The 16,715-nt window shown below is 41.8% G+C and carries 16 protein-coding genes; all 16 read right to left on the bottom strand.

The features are described from left to right. Positions 1-84: 84 nt before the first annotated feature. Positions 85-1,875, bottom strand: coding sequence for an efflux RND transporter periplasmic adaptor subunit (locus tag FDP09_RS22545; RefSeq protein WP_137404710.1), 1,791 nt, complete (start codon positions 1,873-1,875; stop codon positions 85-87). A 1-nt stretch (position 1,876) separates the two neighbouring features. Then, positions 1,877-3,109: a TolC family protein gene (locus tag FDP09_RS22540; protein WP_137404709.1), complete on the bottom strand. Its 1,233-nt coding sequence runs from the start codon at positions 3,107-3,109 to the stop codon at positions 1,877-1,879. Beyond that, a complete protein-coding gene (locus FDP09_RS22535) occupies positions 3,106-6,930 on the bottom strand; it encodes an efflux RND transporter permease subunit (protein ID WP_137404708.1) in 3,825 nt (1,274 codons plus the stop codon). Before FDP09_RS22535 ends, FDP09_RS22540 begins: the two co-directional genes overlap by 4 nt. 102 nt (positions 6,931-7,032) lie before the next feature. Then, positions 7,033-7,467 carry an HYC_CC_PP family protein gene (locus FDP09_RS22530; protein WP_229683493.1) on the bottom strand — a complete coding sequence of 145 codons (435 nt, stop codon included), beginning with the start codon at positions 7,465-7,467 and terminating at the stop codon, positions 7,033-7,035. Between the two features lie 221 nt (positions 7,468-7,688). Further along, positions 7,689-7,877 carry a hypothetical protein gene (locus FDP09_RS22525; RefSeq protein ID WP_187328753.1) on the bottom strand — a complete coding sequence of 63 codons (189 nt, stop codon included), beginning with the start codon at positions 7,875-7,877 and terminating at the stop codon, positions 7,689-7,691. Between the two features lie 259 nt (positions 7,878-8,136). After that, the gene (locus FDP09_RS22520) at positions 8,137-8,778 is read right to left on the bottom strand and encodes a DUF6266 family protein (RefSeq protein WP_137404707.1); all 642 of its coding nucleotides are present in this window, start codon (positions 8,776-8,778) and stop codon (positions 8,137-8,139) included. Positions 8,779-8,956: 178 nt separating this feature from the next. Continuing rightward, positions 8,957-9,391 carry a DUF6943 family protein gene (locus FDP09_RS22515; protein WP_229683492.1) on the bottom strand — a complete coding sequence of 145 codons (435 nt, stop codon included), beginning with the start codon at positions 9,389-9,391 and terminating at the stop codon, positions 8,957-8,959. Between the two features lie 224 nt (positions 9,392-9,615). Next, positions 9,616-10,239 carry a caspase family protein gene (locus FDP09_RS22510; protein ID WP_137404705.1) on the bottom strand — a complete coding sequence of 208 codons (624 nt, stop codon included), beginning with the start codon at positions 10,237-10,239 and terminating at the stop codon, positions 9,616-9,618. 509 nt (positions 10,240-10,748) lie between these two features. Continuing rightward, complete coding sequence (merA, locus tag FDP09_RS22505) at positions 10,749-12,401, bottom strand: mercury(II) reductase (protein ID WP_088161963.1); 1,653 nt, start codon at positions 12,399-12,401, stop codon at positions 10,749-10,751. Positions 12,402-12,431: 30 nt separating this feature from the next. Beyond that, complete coding sequence (gene merB, locus FDP09_RS22500) at positions 12,432-13,043, bottom strand: organomercurial lyase (protein ID WP_088161964.1); 612 nt, start codon at positions 13,041-13,043, stop codon at positions 12,432-12,434. Positions 13,044-13,062: 19 nt separating this feature from the next. After that, a complete protein-coding gene (locus FDP09_RS22495; RefSeq protein ID WP_002978236.1) occupies positions 13,063-13,359 on the bottom strand; it encodes a hypothetical protein in 297 nt (98 codons plus the stop codon). A 1-nt stretch (position 13,360) separates the two neighbouring features. After that, the gene (locus FDP09_RS22490; protein ID WP_088161965.1) at positions 13,361-13,708 is read right to left on the bottom strand and encodes a heavy-metal-associated domain-containing protein; all 348 of its coding nucleotides are present in this window, start codon (positions 13,706-13,708) and stop codon (positions 13,361-13,363) included. Positions 13,709-13,755: 47 nt separating this feature from the next. Further along, on the bottom strand, positions 13,756-14,361 hold the full coding sequence (gene merTP, locus FDP09_RS22485; RefSeq protein ID WP_088161966.1) for a mercuric transport protein MerTP: 606 nt from the start codon (positions 14,359-14,361) through the stop codon (positions 13,756-13,758). After that, positions 14,358-14,735, bottom strand: coding sequence for an ArsR/SmtB family transcription factor (locus FDP09_RS22480; protein WP_088161967.1), 378 nt, complete (start codon positions 14,733-14,735; stop codon positions 14,358-14,360). Before FDP09_RS22480 ends, merTP begins: the two co-directional genes overlap by 4 nt. 901 nt (positions 14,736-15,636) lie before the next feature. Next, positions 15,637-16,326, bottom strand: a complete 690-nt coding sequence (locus FDP09_RS22475; RefSeq protein WP_014773323.1) for a cytochrome c biogenesis CcdA family protein — start codon at positions 16,324-16,326, stop codon at positions 15,637-15,639. Beyond that, entirely contained in the window at positions 16,323-16,709 is a 387-nt protein-coding gene (locus tag FDP09_RS22470) for a heavy-metal-associated domain-containing protein (RefSeq protein ID WP_014773322.1), read from the bottom strand. Before FDP09_RS22470 ends, FDP09_RS22475 begins: the two co-directional genes overlap by 4 nt. Between the last annotated feature and the right edge of the window lie 6 nt (positions 16,710-16,715).

The raw sequence follows: 16,715 nt of genomic DNA, 5'->3' as shown, positions 1-16,715 counted from the left end.
ACTATACCCCAGACGATTCGTCCAGTCCACATTTTTAATTTTGAAGGGGCTTTTTCATCCCCTGTTTTACAGCATTCTTTCATTTTACTTGATATTTTCCTCTACCTCCCCACAAGTGAGCATAGATTCCCCGAAGTAGGGATTGCGGATCTCCTCTTCGGTGCTTAGCCAGTTAGCTCCTTTGTTATTATCTGCCATTGGGCAAAACTGAACGTACAGTGTCTGATCCAATGGATTAAAGGCTTTGGTCATGGCAATCATTCCTTCAGATACCTGCTGAAATGTAGTGCGTAGTTCGGCTATCGTTTTAAGGTGCTGAACATGTTGCAATGCATTTTTCAGGTCACTGCTATAGCTCATCCAGGCATTGTGTGACTCACCGGTAAAAGCAGACATATTCACCTTATCCAGTGTTGTTTTGAGATCGGAAGCGGCTTTTTGAGCCTGATCAAATTCATCAGCCGTTAAGGCATCCTTAAATTTGAGGTATTCAGTATAAAGGGGCCGCAATGCTTCTTTCGCCTTCTGACTAATTGACACTGGCTTAGTCTCTTTTTTCTTGACCTGGCCTGACGAAGCTGGCGTATCCATACCCCCGTGGTTATGCCCTGTCATTGCCGGGCCTCCTTCAGGATTCATCATGCTTGCCTTTCCGCTTAGTTGTGCTGCTGCATCAATGCTGAAGGTGCCATTGACTGCTATCTCTTCACCTTCTTCAAGGCCACTCTCCACAATAAAGCTGTCACCTAAACCCGGCCCAAGCGTCACATCACGCATCATGAAACTTACTCCACTACTAGTGGTATTTTTTACATAAACTACCGAACGCTTGCCTGTCCACATAACAGCAGTTTTGGGAACCACTATGTTATTTGACTTTTTCGGCAATGTAGCTTCTACCGTACCGGATGCAAACATTTCAGGTTTTAGCTGATTGTCTTTGTTGGGCACTTCTACCCTTGCTTTTGCTACTCTTGTCTTAGGATCAATAACAGGATCCAGGAAGGTTATCTTACCTTCAAATGTCTCTCCCGGTAGAGAGGCCACTGTAAAGTTTACCTTATCACCTTTTTTGATCCAGGGCATATCCGATTCATAAACATCAAACAATACCCATACCTTTGAAAGGTCTGCAATCTCATAAATAGCCTCTCCCTTTCGGATGTAATCACCCAGATTTACCATTTTCTCAGTTACATAACCCGAAACATCAGCTTGAACAGCAAATTCCTCTTTCGGTGTCCCCACTTTGAGAATTTGCTCTACCTGACTGTCGGAAAGTTTCCAATTTTTGAGCTTTTCTTTGGCGGAATTAAACAATTGCGGCTGTGTATCTTTAATTTTTTGTGCTTCAAATAATTCCTCCTGTGCAGTAACCAAATCTGGAGAGTATATATAAGCAATGGCCTGCCCTTTCCTTACGAACTCACCTGTGAAATTGACCATCAGCTTTTCTATCCTGCCCGGTATATGGGAAGACTGAGAAAAAACCAGTCGCTCATCTTCCTGTACCTTTCCGTTCAGCCTAACCGACTTAACCGGATCCATGGTTCCTACAGCAGCCGTTCTGATATCAGCCAGTTGCATGGCGGTAGGCGACATACTTACTGCCATAGGGTCAAGTACTTCATTCTGATCATCCTCCAAAGGAATAAGGTCCATGCCACAGATAGGGCAGTCTCCGGGTTCACTCTGACGGATCTGAGGATGCATTGAGCAAGTCCACACGGTCTCGCCAGCTATTTCTGTAGTGTGCTGGTGCTCATCATCCATTTTACTTTCGGATGATGAACCACCAAAAATCAACCAACCCAGCAATAAACCTATTGCCAGTGTTGACAGTGCTACGATTACTATTTTTTTATTCGTGTTCATCTTAATATGTTTTTGCAGTTAAGTAATTGAGTTTGGCCAGGGCAATTTGGTACTGCGTTGCGGCCGTTGCCTTCATCTTTTCATATTTTAAGAGCTGCTGTTGCATACGCAGTACCTCTTCAAATTCATTTCCTGAATTACTGTAAGCCGTAAATAATAGATTTAAAGCCTGATTGGATTCCTGAATTTGTTGATCGTATAGCTCAATCAATTCTTGCTGTTGTTGAATTTCAAACCAGGCCATTTCGTAGTTTGACGTTAGGGTATTGGCAAAGTCCTTTTTTTGGAGTGAATAGCTTTCCTGCATGAGCTGTGCTTCTTTAACAGCGGCTTTATATTTACTCCTGAAAATGGGAATGCTGACAGAAACCATAGGCATTAGAATGTCCTGACCATTGTCGGGAAGTTCCACTTCAGGTCTGTTTCCCACAATAGCATAATCCAATCCTACACCAAATTTTGGAAGCCCTTGTTTGTAAGCGACCTCCTCACTTGCCTCACTGGAGGCTATTTTTAAGTCCAGTTCTTCCAGTACAGGGTTGTTCGTAAGCAAAGAGTCCTTTCTGAAATTATCAGGCAAGGCTTGAGCAACGAGAGAATCCTCTACGATTACCAATGCGTTTTCCTCTCTGTTGAGCAGTTTATTAAACCGGGTCAGCAGAGGCGCTTCCTTATCGTTCAGAATGGAAAGGTTGGTTGTGGCATCCTTCAACATAATATCTACGCGCAAGACGTCCACCATAGTACCCGCTCCATTTTCAAACTTCTTATTGGCAATGGTTTTATAAGATTCCAGTATTTCAATATTCTCGCGCTCAATCTCTTTCCATTGATTAAGTTCATAAAGCGGATAATAGGCCGCTGCCACCTGGTAGTATAACCTATTCCGAGCGTCTAAGAAGGCTTGATATTTTGCCTCTGCCATTAAAGCTGCGGCATTTCCCTGTGCCCGTAGCGTCCCAAACCAGGGAAACATCTGGGTCAGGGAAAACCTTGCCTTTTGTGGCCCTACCCTCGTTTCCACCGGTGAAATGAAATAACCAAAAGAGAAATTAGGGTCCGGTAAAGTATTTACCTGCTCCACTTTCTGTATGGCCGCTTCAAATTCCCGATATTTCGCCTGTAATCCCGGATTGTTTTCTGCTGCTATTTTAAAATAGTCATCCAGAGTCTGCGCCTGACTCAGGCTAGTTCCGAGAAAAACGAGTATTACAATATTTATAATGATCTTCATAATAGTGTCTTTTTAAGTTTTCTTTCCTCTCTCATAGCATATAAAACCGGTACTATAAAGTAGGTGACTGCAGCGAAGAGCATACCTCCAAAGGCTGGAATTGCCATAGGGATCATAATGTCTGCCCCACGACCCGTTGAGGTAAGAATCGGTAGCAAGGCAATGATAGTGGTGGCAGAGGTCATTACGGCAGGTTTTATTCTTCGTTGACCAGCTTCCACTGTCGCTGCTCTTATTCCTTTCAGATTGTCTGTTTTATTACGATTAAAACTTTGGTCTAAATAAGTAGCCATTAATACTCCATCATCCGTGGCTATACCAAACAAGGCAATAAACCCGACCCACACAGCCACACTTAGATTAATCGTTTGTATTTGGAAAAGATCTCGGAAATTAGTACCGAATAGGGAGAAGTCAGCAAACCAGGTTTGTCCATACAACCATAGCATGATAAAACCTCCACTAAAGGCCATGGCAATACCAGTAAATACCATCAATGAAGTGGCTACTGATTTAAACTGGAAGTAGAGTATCAAAAAGACAATCCCCAGAACCAATGGAACGATAATAGCAAGCCTTTTTTCAGCCCTTACCTGATTCTCATAACTGCCGGAGAACTTGTAGCTGATACCGGCAGGAACAATTAAATCCCCAGCATCTATCCTGGCCTCGATAGCCGCCTGTGCGTCATTGACCACTCCCACTTCTGAGTATCCGTCCCTTTTGTCAAATAATACATAACCTACCAAAAAAGTCTCCTCACTTTTGATCGCCTGTGGGCCACGTATATACTCAAAGTCCACCACCTGGCTGATCGGTATCTGTGCACCCGTTGGGGTGGGCAATAATATTTTGCCCAATGCTTCGGGATCGTCCCTAAGTTCACGAGGGTAACGTACCCTCACCGGAAAACGTTCGCGTCCTTCCACGGTAGAAGTAATTTTCATTCCTCCAATGGCAGTTTCAATGGTCTGCTGTACATCTTCCACATTCAGCCCATAGCGTGAAATCTCATCCCTGTTGATGTTAAGATGAAGATAGGGCTTACCTACAATTCTGTCGGCAAACACGGCTTCCGCTTTTACCGAAGGAACATTTTTAAGCACTTCCTCCAGTTGCAGCCCAAAGTCTTCTATCGTTTTCAGATCCGGACCATATACTTTGATACCCATGGGGGCTCGCATACCTGTTTGTAGCATCACCAAGCGGGTTTCAATAGGCTGCAGCTTAGGTGCTGAAGTTACTCCCGGTATTTTGGTGACCTTAACAATTTCATTCCAGATATCATCTGGAGATTCAATTTGCGGCCGCCAGTTGCGGAAATAATTCCCGTTATCATCAGGGATGAGTTCCTCCAAAACAACACCTCGGTTAATGGCTTCTTCATTAGAAAGGCTATCACCGCTATTGAGTATAAAGCGATCTTCCTTATCAACTTTGAACCTTAGCCTGTGCCCTTTTTCACTGAGCATGTACTCCGTTTTATAGTTGATGATGTTTTCATACATGGAAATAGGTGCCGGATCAAGGGCAGACTCTACCCGTCCTAATTTGCCTACCGTTAATTCTACTTCCGGGATGTTAGTCAAGAGCATATCCAACTGACCAACTACTTTACGGTTGAACTCAATACCGGAATGTGGCATGGATGTTGGCATGAGCAAAAAACTTCCTTCATCTAGGGACGGCATAAATTCTTTCCCCACACCTGGAAAAGTATGGGTCAGGCCTGACCAAACTGTAGTTGTCCGGACATCCCAGCCGAGATTGTCCAATGCTTTAGGAATAAACCCGAAAATGCTATTAAAACCCAACCAAACATTAGCGCCAAGCAAAATCAAGAAAGTAGGTATCAATAAAAAAGTTACTTTATTATCCAGGCACCATTTTAATATAGATTTGTAGTAATATTCTAAAAGCGTGAACGACCCCAGGATAAATCCTACCAATAAGGTCACAAAAATAAAGTTGAGTAGCAGAGACTTTGAAGCTCCTAGTGGTAGCCAATATTTAGCTAAAAGCCAGGTTACCCCAATAAGTACAATGATCAACTCGGCATAATTGAAGAGAAATAATACAGGCTTGGAAAAGCGTTCCTTTTTAGTGTCAAAAAAATTCTTTACAATTCCGATTGCACCAAATAGTACCAGCAGTACTCCACCCCATACCTGACCGGTAAAGAGCCCTATAATTCCAAATAGTACTAATGCATAGCCACCATATTTCTTAAGAAACTTATTATTGATTTTGAATCCAAAGAACCAATGTGCCAAGGTAGGCATGATCAATAGACTCACCAACAGCGCAGCTACCAGGGCAAAGGTCTTGGTGAATGCCAAAGGTCCAAAGAGCTTTCCTTCAGCAGCTTGCATGGTAAAGACCGGAATGAAGCTGACAATGGTGGTAGAAACAGCGGTGAGAATAGCGGTACCCACTTCTGAAGCTCCATTATAAATGGTATCTATCAGTTTTTGACCGGGAGGAGCTTCATCTATATGCTTGATAATATTTTCGGAAAGTATAACTCCCAAGTCCACCATCGTACCAATGGCAATGGCAATTCCAGACAAGGCCACTATATTGGCATCCACACCAAAATAGCGCATGGCGATAAACACCATTAATACCGCAATCGGCAGGATACTTGAAATGAGAAATGAAGCCCTGAGATTATACACCATCACGATCACTACTAAAATGGTAATGAGCACCTGAAGCGAAATGGCTTCTTCCAGGGTTCCCAATGTTTCATAAATAAGCTCGGAACGATCATAAAACGGAACAATGGTCAGCTGGCTTTCCCTTCCATCTGCCAACGTTTTTTTCGGCAGTCCCGGGGCTATTTCTTTGATCTTATCCTTGACGTTGTTAATGACCTGCAAGGGATTGGCCCCATAGCGCGCCACCACTACTCCACCTACCACTTCAGCACCGTCTTTATCCAACAGACCTCTACGGGTGGATGGCCCCAGGGTGACTACACCAATGTCTTTAATACGGACGGGAACATTTTCCTGAACGGCCACCACGGCCTTTTCAATGTCTTCTACTTTTTTGATGTAGCCCAAACCACGCACCAGATATTCTGCCTGGTTGATCTCAATGGTTTTAGCCCCTACGTCTTTATTTGATTTCTGTACCGCCTGCATTACTTTATGCAATGGGATATCATAGGCTTTAAGGGCATCAGGGTTCACATCAATCTGATATTCCTGTACAAAGCCACCAATAGAAGCCACTTCCGAAACGCCTTCTGTTGCGTTTAATCCATATTTGACGTAGAAGTCTTGTACGGTACGGATTTCGTGTAAATCCCATCCTCCCGTAGGGTTTCCATCCTTATCTCTGCCCTCAATGGTATACCAATACACCTGGCCCAGCGCAGTGGCATCAGGCCCGAGTGCGGGCTGAACCCCTTCCGGTAATAAGCCGGAAGGCAAGGAACTTAGTTTCTCAAGGATACGTGAACGTGACCAGTAAAACTCTACATCTTCACTGAAAATGATGAAGATACTGGAAAAGCCAAATATAGAAGAACTCCGTATAGATTTTACGCCCGGAATACCTAATAAATAGGTAGTCAGCGGATAGGAAATTTGGTCTTCTATGTCTTGTGGTGATCGGCCCTGCCACTGGGTAAAGACAATCTGTTGGTTTTCTCCTATATCCGGAATAGCATCTACCGGAACGGGATCAGAAGGTAACGCACCTATCTGCCAACCGAAAGGGGCGGTCACAATGCCCCAGGCAATGAAGCCAATTAAGATGAGAACGGTAACTAACTTGTTCTCAAGAAAGTATTTAATGATTTTATTAAGCATGTTATTTACATTCAACTTTTGAATTGATTTAAAAAGGCATAGCAATAATGCCCCAAGGCTCTAAAGAGCTAAGCCTTGATCACGATCAATTGAATGAAATGCTTAAATAAGGAAGGATTGAACGAGTACTGGTATATCACGTTCAATCAGTGGGGGGGAATAGTCGTTAAACGTATAGTGATCAACGGTAGTGTCACTAAAAAGAAACGAAACCACAACGTAGATAACTGCGATCATTTGAAAATCAGGAACCGCAACTTTGGTCACTTGCGTAAGGTCTTCATGACCCTCAATTACTAAAGTCTGGTCTTCACAGCAACCTTTTTTAGTCACCTGCTGGTGTTCGCAATCCGGATCATGCTTATCATTGGCACAAGGTGATTTTTGAGTGGCCATTTCGCAGGGCTCAGCCCCGGAAAAAAGTGCAATGCTCTCCAACTGTCCCATGCAAAAATGCATACCAAAGGTGTAGCTCGTGGAACTGAGCAGCACCAGGATGGAAAGCAGGATGGCCGATATTTTTCTAAAACGTTGCACTTTGGAGAAAGTCTAGTACGAATTTACGAAATTTAGTTCAGAATGTTCGATTTTAACATCAAAATTGACGGTTTGTATTTCAAATACTTCAATATGTGAATTTTCATGCTGTATTTCCCTTGAAAAATCTTAGTCTCCTGACACTTATTTTTGTAGTCATTATCTTTTACACAGCAGTAAAAAGAATCCCGTGTGGATGAGTCACCCACACGGGAGTTCCGTCAGAAACTAATCACCGCTTCAACCACGACTCCACTGAACTCAGCCCCGGCAAAACGCCCTGTCCAGGCACTGCCTTCATATTGCTGCTTCATGTACTCAACTTTTGTTAAAACGTTCTTTGAAAAATACCAGCCTCCACCAAAGTTGATCCGGCTGATATCGAGGTTCTCTGATGCACTTTCACGCATCTTGCCACTCACTGTATTGTATCTGCCCCCAAGATAGAAACGCTCATCAGCTCCAAACCGGTACAATACCGATGCAAAATATTTGAATTGCTTTTAACATACTGTATTTCAGTGTGTTACTAAAGTAGTAGAAACGAATTAGCAACAAAAAATGCTGAGTATTAGCAAAATAAGGGATAAGAAAGGAAAATTAGAGTGGAGCGGACATAAAAAAACCGCTCCACAAAGGAAGCGGTTTTTATCGAAAACACCAATCGCTTTACGCAACTGTTACAGAGCCTAAATAAACGCTGTTAGCGACTTTAGTTCCGTCTTCTGATATAAACCCTAAGAAGACTTCAACGTCTTCTCCTGAGTACTCAGGAGGCACTGGAATGGTCGCTGATCCGGCAGACCTTGCTGGTCCCGCAGTGGTGAACACTGCTTCTCCTCTGGTAGTATTCAAAAGAGCAATCAGAGCTTTGTCTGTTGCCAATGCACTACCACTTCCTGAATTGTCTGTCCAGGTTGCTTCCACGTTTCCAGCACTTGGAGAACTGGCAGCACCGTTTGACGCTCCGGTTAGATTACCGCGAGTAACTAATGCATTTGCATAGTCAATCATGAAGTTTGGATAAGCTCCGGTAATCGCATTGTTCAGGTTGTAAGACATGGCCGCATTGAACTGGGTCATTTTGTTAGCATACAACTTGAAACCGACTCTCAGGAAGTCTGTCATAGGTTGCAAGAACTGCAAGACGGTTGAGAACTTAGAACGCTGGTCAACTTGACCTTCAGTTCTTGGGTTCGCTACACTGGAAGGTTTGATGCGCAGGTAATCGATGCCCTTCCAAGTTCCACCGATTACATTCCCTACCTGGCCTGATACACCACCGAGAATACCCTGATTAATTTTTCCCATCTCTTTACGATTTTTTAGGGGTTAAACATTTGCTTGGACTTGACACGGACTTACCATGGATTTGCCCTTCGCCAACTAAATTACTTCAAGAATTAGGCGGTAGTTCTCTCTTTGGTGTTGTTGCGTTTATGTGCTTTATTTTGCTTTTGTTGCCCTGTTCTTTTGGCAGGTCAAGGATTTATCCTGCGCCTGAATCTTTCATCAAGTCATAAAATATGGCTTGTCGGGCAGTATCAATCGTCTTTAAAGCAACCTTGATTTTTTGCTCATTGGTGTCGAGTAGTCGTAGGGCATGAATAGCCTTTTGAAATGCCTGGGCTTTACAGCTTGCCTTAGTTGAACTTTCCCGGATCAGCTTTCGGGTTTCATCAATTGTCACGAATGGAATTACGGAACCTTTCAGAAAATGATAGAAGGATTTTGACTTCCACAATCCGAAGCAGAGCCAGTAGAGAAATTCCCTGTCCTCAAGGTTGTCGGTAAGACAAACAAAGCAATTCGGGCAAGGTAGGTTGAGCGGTTTTCCGCTGTTTAGTCCTCTGTTCAGGATGAAGAAGTGCGGCTGATTGTAGCTGTTTTCCGGTCGATGGGTTTTGATGCGAAACGATTTCATACAGTGAGCCATTAGAATTTTGCTCGCTGCGCTTCGCATACATTTTTTCAAAAGAGAAAAGAAAAAAAGGGAAAAAAGAAAAGAGAAAGCTTTGAATAAGGCGGGTGGAGGTCGGCTGTCAAGGTTTTTGGAAAAAATACTACCTGCAGGGTGGAGATTTTTTTCAAAACCCGAAGGGCTTGACCTTGACTGTCCGAATGAGCGTTGGCCATGTGCGAACCCGCCTATCTTTGCTGCTCTATTTTATTTTTAATTGCAGAGTAGCCCTGTGCCGTAATGCAATGGAAATTATCATCCCCCGTTTCTTTTTTAACTTTCTCGATTGCCTTGTTGATTTGTATACCATTAGACATGGATAGGTAGAAAATTTTGTTAGCTGATATACCAACACAGTAATCGAGATCTGCACTGTATCCGATTATACCAAAGAAGGGTTTTTCAACTTTCATGTGGTCAACTGCTTTAATTACATTTAGCCCTTTACAAGTAGTCATGTTCAAGACAAGGGTTTCATCAGAAACTTTGTTGAGATTTTGAAGTGGTACTTCTAACTGAGACCAAGGAATCAATTCATGGTTGTGTTTGAACCCGATACAATCACTGTTGCCATGACCTACGAAATGAAGCATGTATCTTTTACCTGCTTTGGCTTGTGTAGTAAGTTGTTCCAGAGCATCAAGCAATTCTTGTTTGTTGGATAGGTAAATTGGATGTACTGAGAATCTTTCACCTTTTAGAACGTCTCTCAATTCTTCTGTAATTTTCCAATCAGTTCTTTCATTTTCAGATAGCAGGTCGAGGATTATTATCTGGTCGTATTCTACATCGAGTTTTTTGTAGTCAATCATATTATATGTTTTCTTATAAATACTTTGAAAAAAAGTAAAATCTGATTTTTTAGAATAATTTTTCAAAAAAAAATGAGCCCCCCTAAAAGGGAAGCTCTGAAAGGCACAACTCGAACCAAAAAACACGCAGCGTATAATCTGTGATACCACAACGCTGAATGCCTGCATGGAACGGAAGGCCTGAGGTGCGAACGCCCGCCAACAACCACCGGCTGCCGAAACGGACTCTGAATAATAACTTAAACATAATGCCCTCACACTACAGGACGGTGCGATTGCAGCAAGGGCTGTGGGAAAAAAATACTACCCGTAGGGTGGAGATTTTTTTTCCTAACAGGCGTAGCGAACCCTTGCAGCTCTCGCATCCGCATGCCTGTAACTTTGCTTTATGTTTGAGTGATTATTGACTATTTATGGCTATTAAATGCCAATTCTATGAACCAGTACTATTTGAATAGCTAGGCAATGCATGAATGGGAATCGAAAACATAGAATTGAAGGAATTTGATTTAGCTTGCACAACAACTTAATTTTGATACGTCTTTTCCGAAAGTTATTGCTGCTAATTTTATACCTTCTCCCAAAGTCAAATAAGGGTAGAAACTGTCTGCTAAGTCTTTCACCATTATTCCGTATTTGATTGCCATACTTAATTGTTGTATGAGTTCTCCACCTTCGGGTGCGACTACTCTTGCACCTATAAGTTTGTCAGTTTCCGAGTTACGAATGAGTTTGATGAAACCCCTTGTGTCGTTGGCTGCTATGGCTCTCGGTACGTCTTTCAATTCCAATTTTGACACTTCAAACGGAATGCCTTTTGATTCTGCCTGTGCTTCATCTAAACCTGCCCCTGCAATTTGTGGGTCAGTAAACACCACCCAAGGTAAAGAAGAATAATCGGCTTTATTATCTGTTCCTGAGAACGCATTTTCAACGGCAATTTTACCTTCAAAAGCGGCTGTATAAACAAATGCAGGGGTGTTGGTTACGTCACCTGCTGCGTAAATGTTAGGTAGATTGGTTTCCATTTTTTCATTTACAGCGATATGTCCGCTTTTGGTGAGTTCCAAACCAATGTTATCTAACCCTAATTGGCTTGTATTGGCTTTTGTGCCTGTGGCAATTACTACCTTACCTTTTTCTATAATTTGCGTAAATGAACCGTCAGGACATTTACAGTGAATGATGGTTTCATTCGCTTGTTTCTCGAATTTCACGGCTCTGAAATTAGGTAAGATTTCAATGCCTTCTTTTCGCATTTGGGTTTCCAATGCTTCACTGATGTCTGGGGTTTGTGTCCGTAGAACACGGTCGGTAAATTCAATGATTCGGACTTTAACGCCTAAACGATTGTACGCCATTGCAATTTCCAAACCTATGTAACCTGCTCCCATAATGGTCAAGCTTTCGGGTTTTTCTTCCAAGTCGAAAAGGGAAACGTTGGTCAAGTAGTCAATTTTGTCCAATCCTTCAATAGTCGGAATGTTGGTCGTAGCTCCCGCAGCAATTAAAAATTTGAAGGCTTTGTATTCCTTGCCATCAACCAAAATGGTTTTGTTGTCTTTGAATTTTGCCCAACCTTTTAGCATAGTCAGGTTTTCAAAATCGCTTACCACATCCATATATTTTTTCTCTTGAAGTGTGGCTACTAATTTTTTCTTGTCTTTGATGATTTGAGCGAAATCAATATCAACTCCTTTTGGCTTGATGCCTTCAAAGTTGGAATGTGTAGCGTGATAAGCCGACTCGCCTGCACGAATAAGATTTTTAGAAGGCACACAACCCACGTTGACACAAGTACCGCCAAAGTCCAAACCACCGTTTACCATTAAGGTCGATAAACCTAAACTTTCGGCTTTGATAGCTGCCGAAAATGCAGCCGAACCACCACCGATAATGATTAAATCAAATTGATTATTCCTACTATTTCCATTTTCAGAAATTTCACTTTTTACACGATAGTTTTTTGTGCCGTTAATGGTATTGATGATTTCTTCTTTACTTGTTTTGGTAGGGTCAAAAGAACATTCACAAGTAGCTTTTGGGTAGCTCACATTGGCTTCTTTAACACCCTCATTTTGTGAAAGCATTTTTTTTATTCCTGTGGCACAATGGTCGCAGGTCATACCTGCAATTTCCAATTTTATTTTTTCTTCTTTCATCTTATTTTTTTAATTTATTTAGGACTATACTTAACAACATTTCATTCCTATGTTTTTAGGCTCAAAGAAATCCTCAAGCGTCAATATTTTTCCATCAGGATTATTTTTTAACCATTGTTTTGCTGTTCTTTCGCTTGCAAAAAATGAAACGTGATTACATAGCGACCCTTTAATATTGCAGGTGTCAACAGATTCTACCCAAGAAATAAATAAAGGATAAGGAGTTGTCCATAATAGCTGACCTCCGTTTATTTGTAATTCTATGAGAGAACTATCAATTGGGTCGGACGAATGAACATTGACTTCCACATCTAACCATTCAGCAAACAGAATGGCATCTACTACACACCATGTGTATAACATCTTACCATTTACAATAAAGCGATGTTTGGTAGGAACTGTAGATAGACCAGAAAATGCAATAATATTTCCTTGTACATCGGTTTCGCCCAGTTTATTCAAAATAGCGTCCGCTTTATCTTTGGACACTTTTATTAGTTTATAAAATCTGTTTTTAGATATAGAACTGCCTAGCATCAATTCTTGAAATATTCGTAAAATAAAATCGCTATTCTTTATCTTAAATTCAGAAAAAAGAATGTCGTTTAATTGACCGTCAATATATTTTCGTTGATTTTTCATAAGTTTTCTATTTGGGGTTTTACTGCAAACATGCTTTACTTCCTATAATATCGCCATCTGATGCACTCCAGATATAAGAAAGACCATCTCCTGTTGCTGTAGCTGTTACTTTTGTGGTTGCCCCAATTGCAATGGTGCTTTGTTCCGCACTCAAATCTGTGTAAGAAATGGTCGAAGTACCTGTTGGGGTGGAAGAATTAGTACCGGGAGTTGAAGAATTTGTTGGTTTTACTTCCGGTTCCTGTACTTCTTTATTACAACTAGCTACTATCATCCCGATAGTAACAATGCCTAAAATTAATTTTACAGTTTTCATATTATTTAGAATTTTCTTTAATGATTTCGGCTTTATAACCTGTTTTTTCAATTACTTTTTTGATAGCTTCAGGATTTTTTTTGCTTGGGTCGTACTGGATAGTTGCCAAATCGCCTGGATATTCCACTTTGTGTTCAATAATGCCGTCCACTTCTTTGAGGGCATTTGAAATGTGGTTGGAGCAACCTGCACAAGTCATTCCCGTTATTTTCAATTTCAGGGTTTTACCTTCTTGCTGGTTTGTATTTGCTGTTTGTGCTTTACTGTCATTCGGTTTGCAACATTGAGCATTAAGCTGAGCAATTCCAATTAGGAACAAAGCACTCAATAGAATTAAATTCTTTTTCATAGTATAATTATTTAATTAAGTTCTTAAATACGAGGGGCAAAAAAATACTATTTCTTGCCAACCACTTTGTAACCTGTACCGTTGATGGCTTCTTCAATTTGAGCAAGACTCACTTTGGTTTGGTCAAATTCTACTTTGGCAGTCGCTTCTTCATAAATCGCATCTACCTTAACAATGCCTGGCAATTTGTTCACATCATTTTCTACTTGTGAAGCACAACCATTGCAAGTCATTCCTTTTACATCAAAAGTTACCGTTTGGATGTCAGAAGCATTGACGATTACAACTTCCTTGTTGTCGTTTGAAGGATAGAAAATGTGTGCATAGTTTGGAAAAGCGAGCATCAAGGCTGCAAACACGGTTACAATTCCCAAGAATGTTTTGGTCTGCATAAAGGGTTTTTTTTCGTCTTCTTCGCAATCACATTGGATTTCTTCGGCTGTTCGTGGTTTGAGTTTCTGATACCAAGCAAAGCCCAATACCAAAACGGTGATACCGATTAGATAAGGTCTTGCTGGTTCCATCCATGAAAAGATAGATGCCACTCCTGAAGCTCCTGAAATAAGAGCCAATACTGGTGTAATGCAGCAAAGTGATGCTGCTACTGCCGAAAGCACTCCCGCTCCGACAAGTCTGTTGTTTTTCTTGTTCATACTGTTTCCTTTTTTGAATTGTTTATGATGTGTTTAAAAAATGGACGAAGTAAAGTAAGTTGCTCCTGTTTCAAAGAGTAGAAAATGGTTTGTCCTTCTCTTCTACCTTCAATGATGTTTCCGTCTTTTAGTTTTCTGAGGTGTTGCGAAACGGCAGGGATGCTCATTCCGAGAATGTCTGAAAGGTCGCAAGGACAAAGTTCGTTTTCTTCTTCTAAGAGAAATAAGATTTTTAACCTTACTTCGTTTCCTGCCAATGCTAAAAGTCCACTCAGTTGACTGAATGCCTTGTCGTTGGTTTGAAGTATTACTCTACAATTGTCTATTTGAACCTTGTCGGCAAACACACGGATACACGATTGATTGTTTTCCATAATTTCCTTGTTTAGGATTTAATAACGCAGCAAAAATACAAATAGTTTTCTTATTTAAGCAAATACTTAATAATTAAACCAAGAGACTCAGTTTGTATGGGGTGGAGTGGAAACGCAGGTAAACCAAGGCGAAGCCATTTCTGCGAGCCGCCTGCGAGCGGAGCAAGGGTGGTGGCTGCAAAAGCCCGAAGAATGAGGGCGGCAGACGCCTACCGTTTACGGCAGGGCTGGCGTGTTTTTTTGCATCAGGGTCGGCAAAGGCAAGGGTAGCGACTGAACGGAACGAAATGATTGTTGGAAAGGAATGGAGCAATAACTGCCTGCAATAGTTTTGGTAGGGTTTGTATTTTTTGATTGCAGTACAAACCCATTGGAGGGGGATTGCAGGCAGATTGCGGAATGACGGTGCGTTGGCTCGTGTAGTGAAGTGAAAGAGCTATTCTTGTGAGCGGTGCTGAAAGTGGCTGAGTTGAAGGAATGAGGAACGAATGACTGAAACGAAGCGACTGAAAGCACATTGGGGAAAGCAAAAAACATGACAGCCCGATCAGCCCGCAGCGACCCGCAGGCGAGCAAAAACAATAAGCAGCGGCAGACCCCCAATTAAAAATATTGTGAGTGTAGCGAACACCTTAGAAGGAGTTTGGGGGGCTGAAATAGCTGCGAGTGAGGAAGGAGAGAGTGTGTGAAGCAAAACGGAACGACTGACGAACACCGCTTTACCTGCGTTGGGGGGTGCGTTGGGAAAAGCAAGTGTGGCACGTTATGGAATGCAGCGTAGCGGAATGGAATAACGGGCTACTCTTGCTGTGCGGTGCTGGAAGTGGGTGAATGAAGAGAGTGAGGCACGAACGAACGGAATGAACCTACTGGAAGCACATGGGATTAGCAGGAGGGGTTTTTAGGGCATCAGTTCTATAAAAACCCTTCCGTAATAAAAAGCAACAAACAATAAAGCACTTCCACTGATAATTTGAATGCTGCGTCTGAGCCATGTAAGCTGAGCCAGACGTGATACTGCACCGGCAAACAATCCAACTAATAAAAATGGTAAGCCTCTTCCCAAGCCGAAAGAAAAAGCGAGGGTAAGCCCATAAAAAGGATCTGCGGTAGCGGCAGCAACGGATAACAACAGTAGTAACGGAGCAGCAGAAGTACCGAGGCTAAAAATAAAGCCATATAACACGGAACCTCCTATTCCTGGCTTTCGAATCGATGCCAGTTTTGTCACATTTAATCGGGGGCCATAGAAAGCGGCAATAGCTGCGATAATGGAAATAATAACCATAGCTAAAGCCCAATAGAGTCCAAAGGTTTCGGATAATATAACTCCAAACCTGCCTGCCAAAGCACCTAATAAAGTCAGGCTTAGTACAATTCCAAAGAAAAAAGCACCTGCAATTAAAAAACCATAGCTAGCTCTTTTTTCGGAATTGCTGCTAACTAAACCTGCCATGCCCAATCCTACAGGTAGCGTACAGGGACAAACCCCACTGGACACGATTCCTGCCAAAAAAGCAATGGTAAAGCTTAATAAAGATACTTCAGAAAGATCTCCTCCAAAATTTTCAAAAAAACTTTCCAGTGTCATTTCGTATCCTTTTCAGTTATTGGTTCACCTGCTTTATACCCAATTTCATTGATAGCATCCCGAATTTGTTGGGGAGAAATTTTACCTTCCTCATAAAAAACAGTGGCATTTCGATGCTCAAGGCTTACTTCCACTTCCTCTAGGTCTTCCATGGAATTAAGCTTCTTTTTTATACTTGCAACACAAGCATTGCAGGTCATACCTTCAATAGGGATAGTCGTTTTAGTAAGGTTTTGGACAGAACTTTTTTGCTCAGTCTGTTCCTGCTTTTTTTCGTTTTGCGAGTTACAGGCAGAAGCAAGGAGAACAAACAAAGAACAAAAGAAAAGTAAATGGATAAACCGATTGATTTTCTTTGCTTTTAGGTCGTTAATTTTATACATAATAAT

The sequence above is a fragment of the Echinicola rosea genome (assembly GCF_005281475.1).
GTDB lineage: Bacteria > Bacteroidota > Bacteroidia > Cytophagales > Cyclobacteriaceae > Echinicola > Echinicola rosea.
Note: the sequence above shows the minus strand (reverse complement) of the source record. Positions and strands in the feature narration are given on the sequence as shown.

Coding starts and splice junctions, on each gene's coding strand:
- FDP09_RS22545 (WP_137404710.1), bottom strand. CDS start 1,875: ATGAACACGAATAAAAAAATAGTAATCGTAGCACTGTCAACACTGGCA.
- FDP09_RS22540 (WP_137404709.1), bottom strand. CDS start 3,109: ATGAAGATCATTATAAATATTGTAATACTCGTTTTTCTCGGAACTAGC.
- FDP09_RS22535 (WP_137404708.1), bottom strand. CDS start 6,930: ATGCTTAATAAAATCATTAAATACTTTCTTGAGAACAAGTTAGTTACC.
- FDP09_RS22525 (WP_187328753.1), bottom strand. CDS start 7,877: ATGCGTGAAAGTGCATCAGAGAACCTCGATATCAGCCGGATCAACTTT.
- FDP09_RS22520 (WP_137404707.1), bottom strand. CDS start 8,778: ATGGGAAAAATTAATCAGGGTATTCTCGGTGGTGTATCAGGCCAGGTA.
- FDP09_RS22515 (WP_229683492.1), bottom strand. CDS start 9,391: ATGAAATCGTTTCGCATCAAAACCCATCGACCGGAAAACAGCTACAAT.
- FDP09_RS22510 (WP_137404705.1), bottom strand. CDS start 10,239: ATGATTGACTACAAAAAACTCGATGTAGAATACGACCAGATAATAATC.
- merA (WP_088161963.1), bottom strand. CDS start 12,401: ATGAAAGAAGAAAAAATAAAATTGGAAATTGCAGGTATGACCTGCGAC.
- merB (WP_088161964.1), bottom strand. CDS start 13,043: ATGAAAAATCAACGAAAATATATTGACGGTCAATTAAACGACATTCTT.
- FDP09_RS22495 (WP_002978236.1), bottom strand. CDS start 13,359: ATGAAAACTGTAAAATTAATTTTAGGCATTGTTACTATCGGGATGATA.
- FDP09_RS22490 (WP_088161965.1), bottom strand. CDS start 13,708: ATGAAAAAGAATTTAATTCTATTGAGTGCTTTGTTCCTAATTGGAATT.
- merTP (WP_088161966.1), bottom strand. CDS start 14,361: ATGAACAAGAAAAACAACAGACTTGTCGGAGCGGGAGTGCTTTCGGCA.
- FDP09_RS22480 (WP_088161967.1), bottom strand. CDS start 14,735: ATGGAAAACAATCAATCGTGTATCCGTGTGTTTGCCGACAAGGTTCAA.
- FDP09_RS22475 (WP_014773323.1), bottom strand. CDS start 16,326: ATGACACTGGAAAGTTTTTTTGAAAATTTTGGAGGAGATCTTTCTGAA.
- FDP09_RS22470 (WP_014773322.1), bottom strand. CDS start 16,709: ATGTATAAAATTAACGACCTAAAAGCAAAGAAAATCAATCGGTTTATC.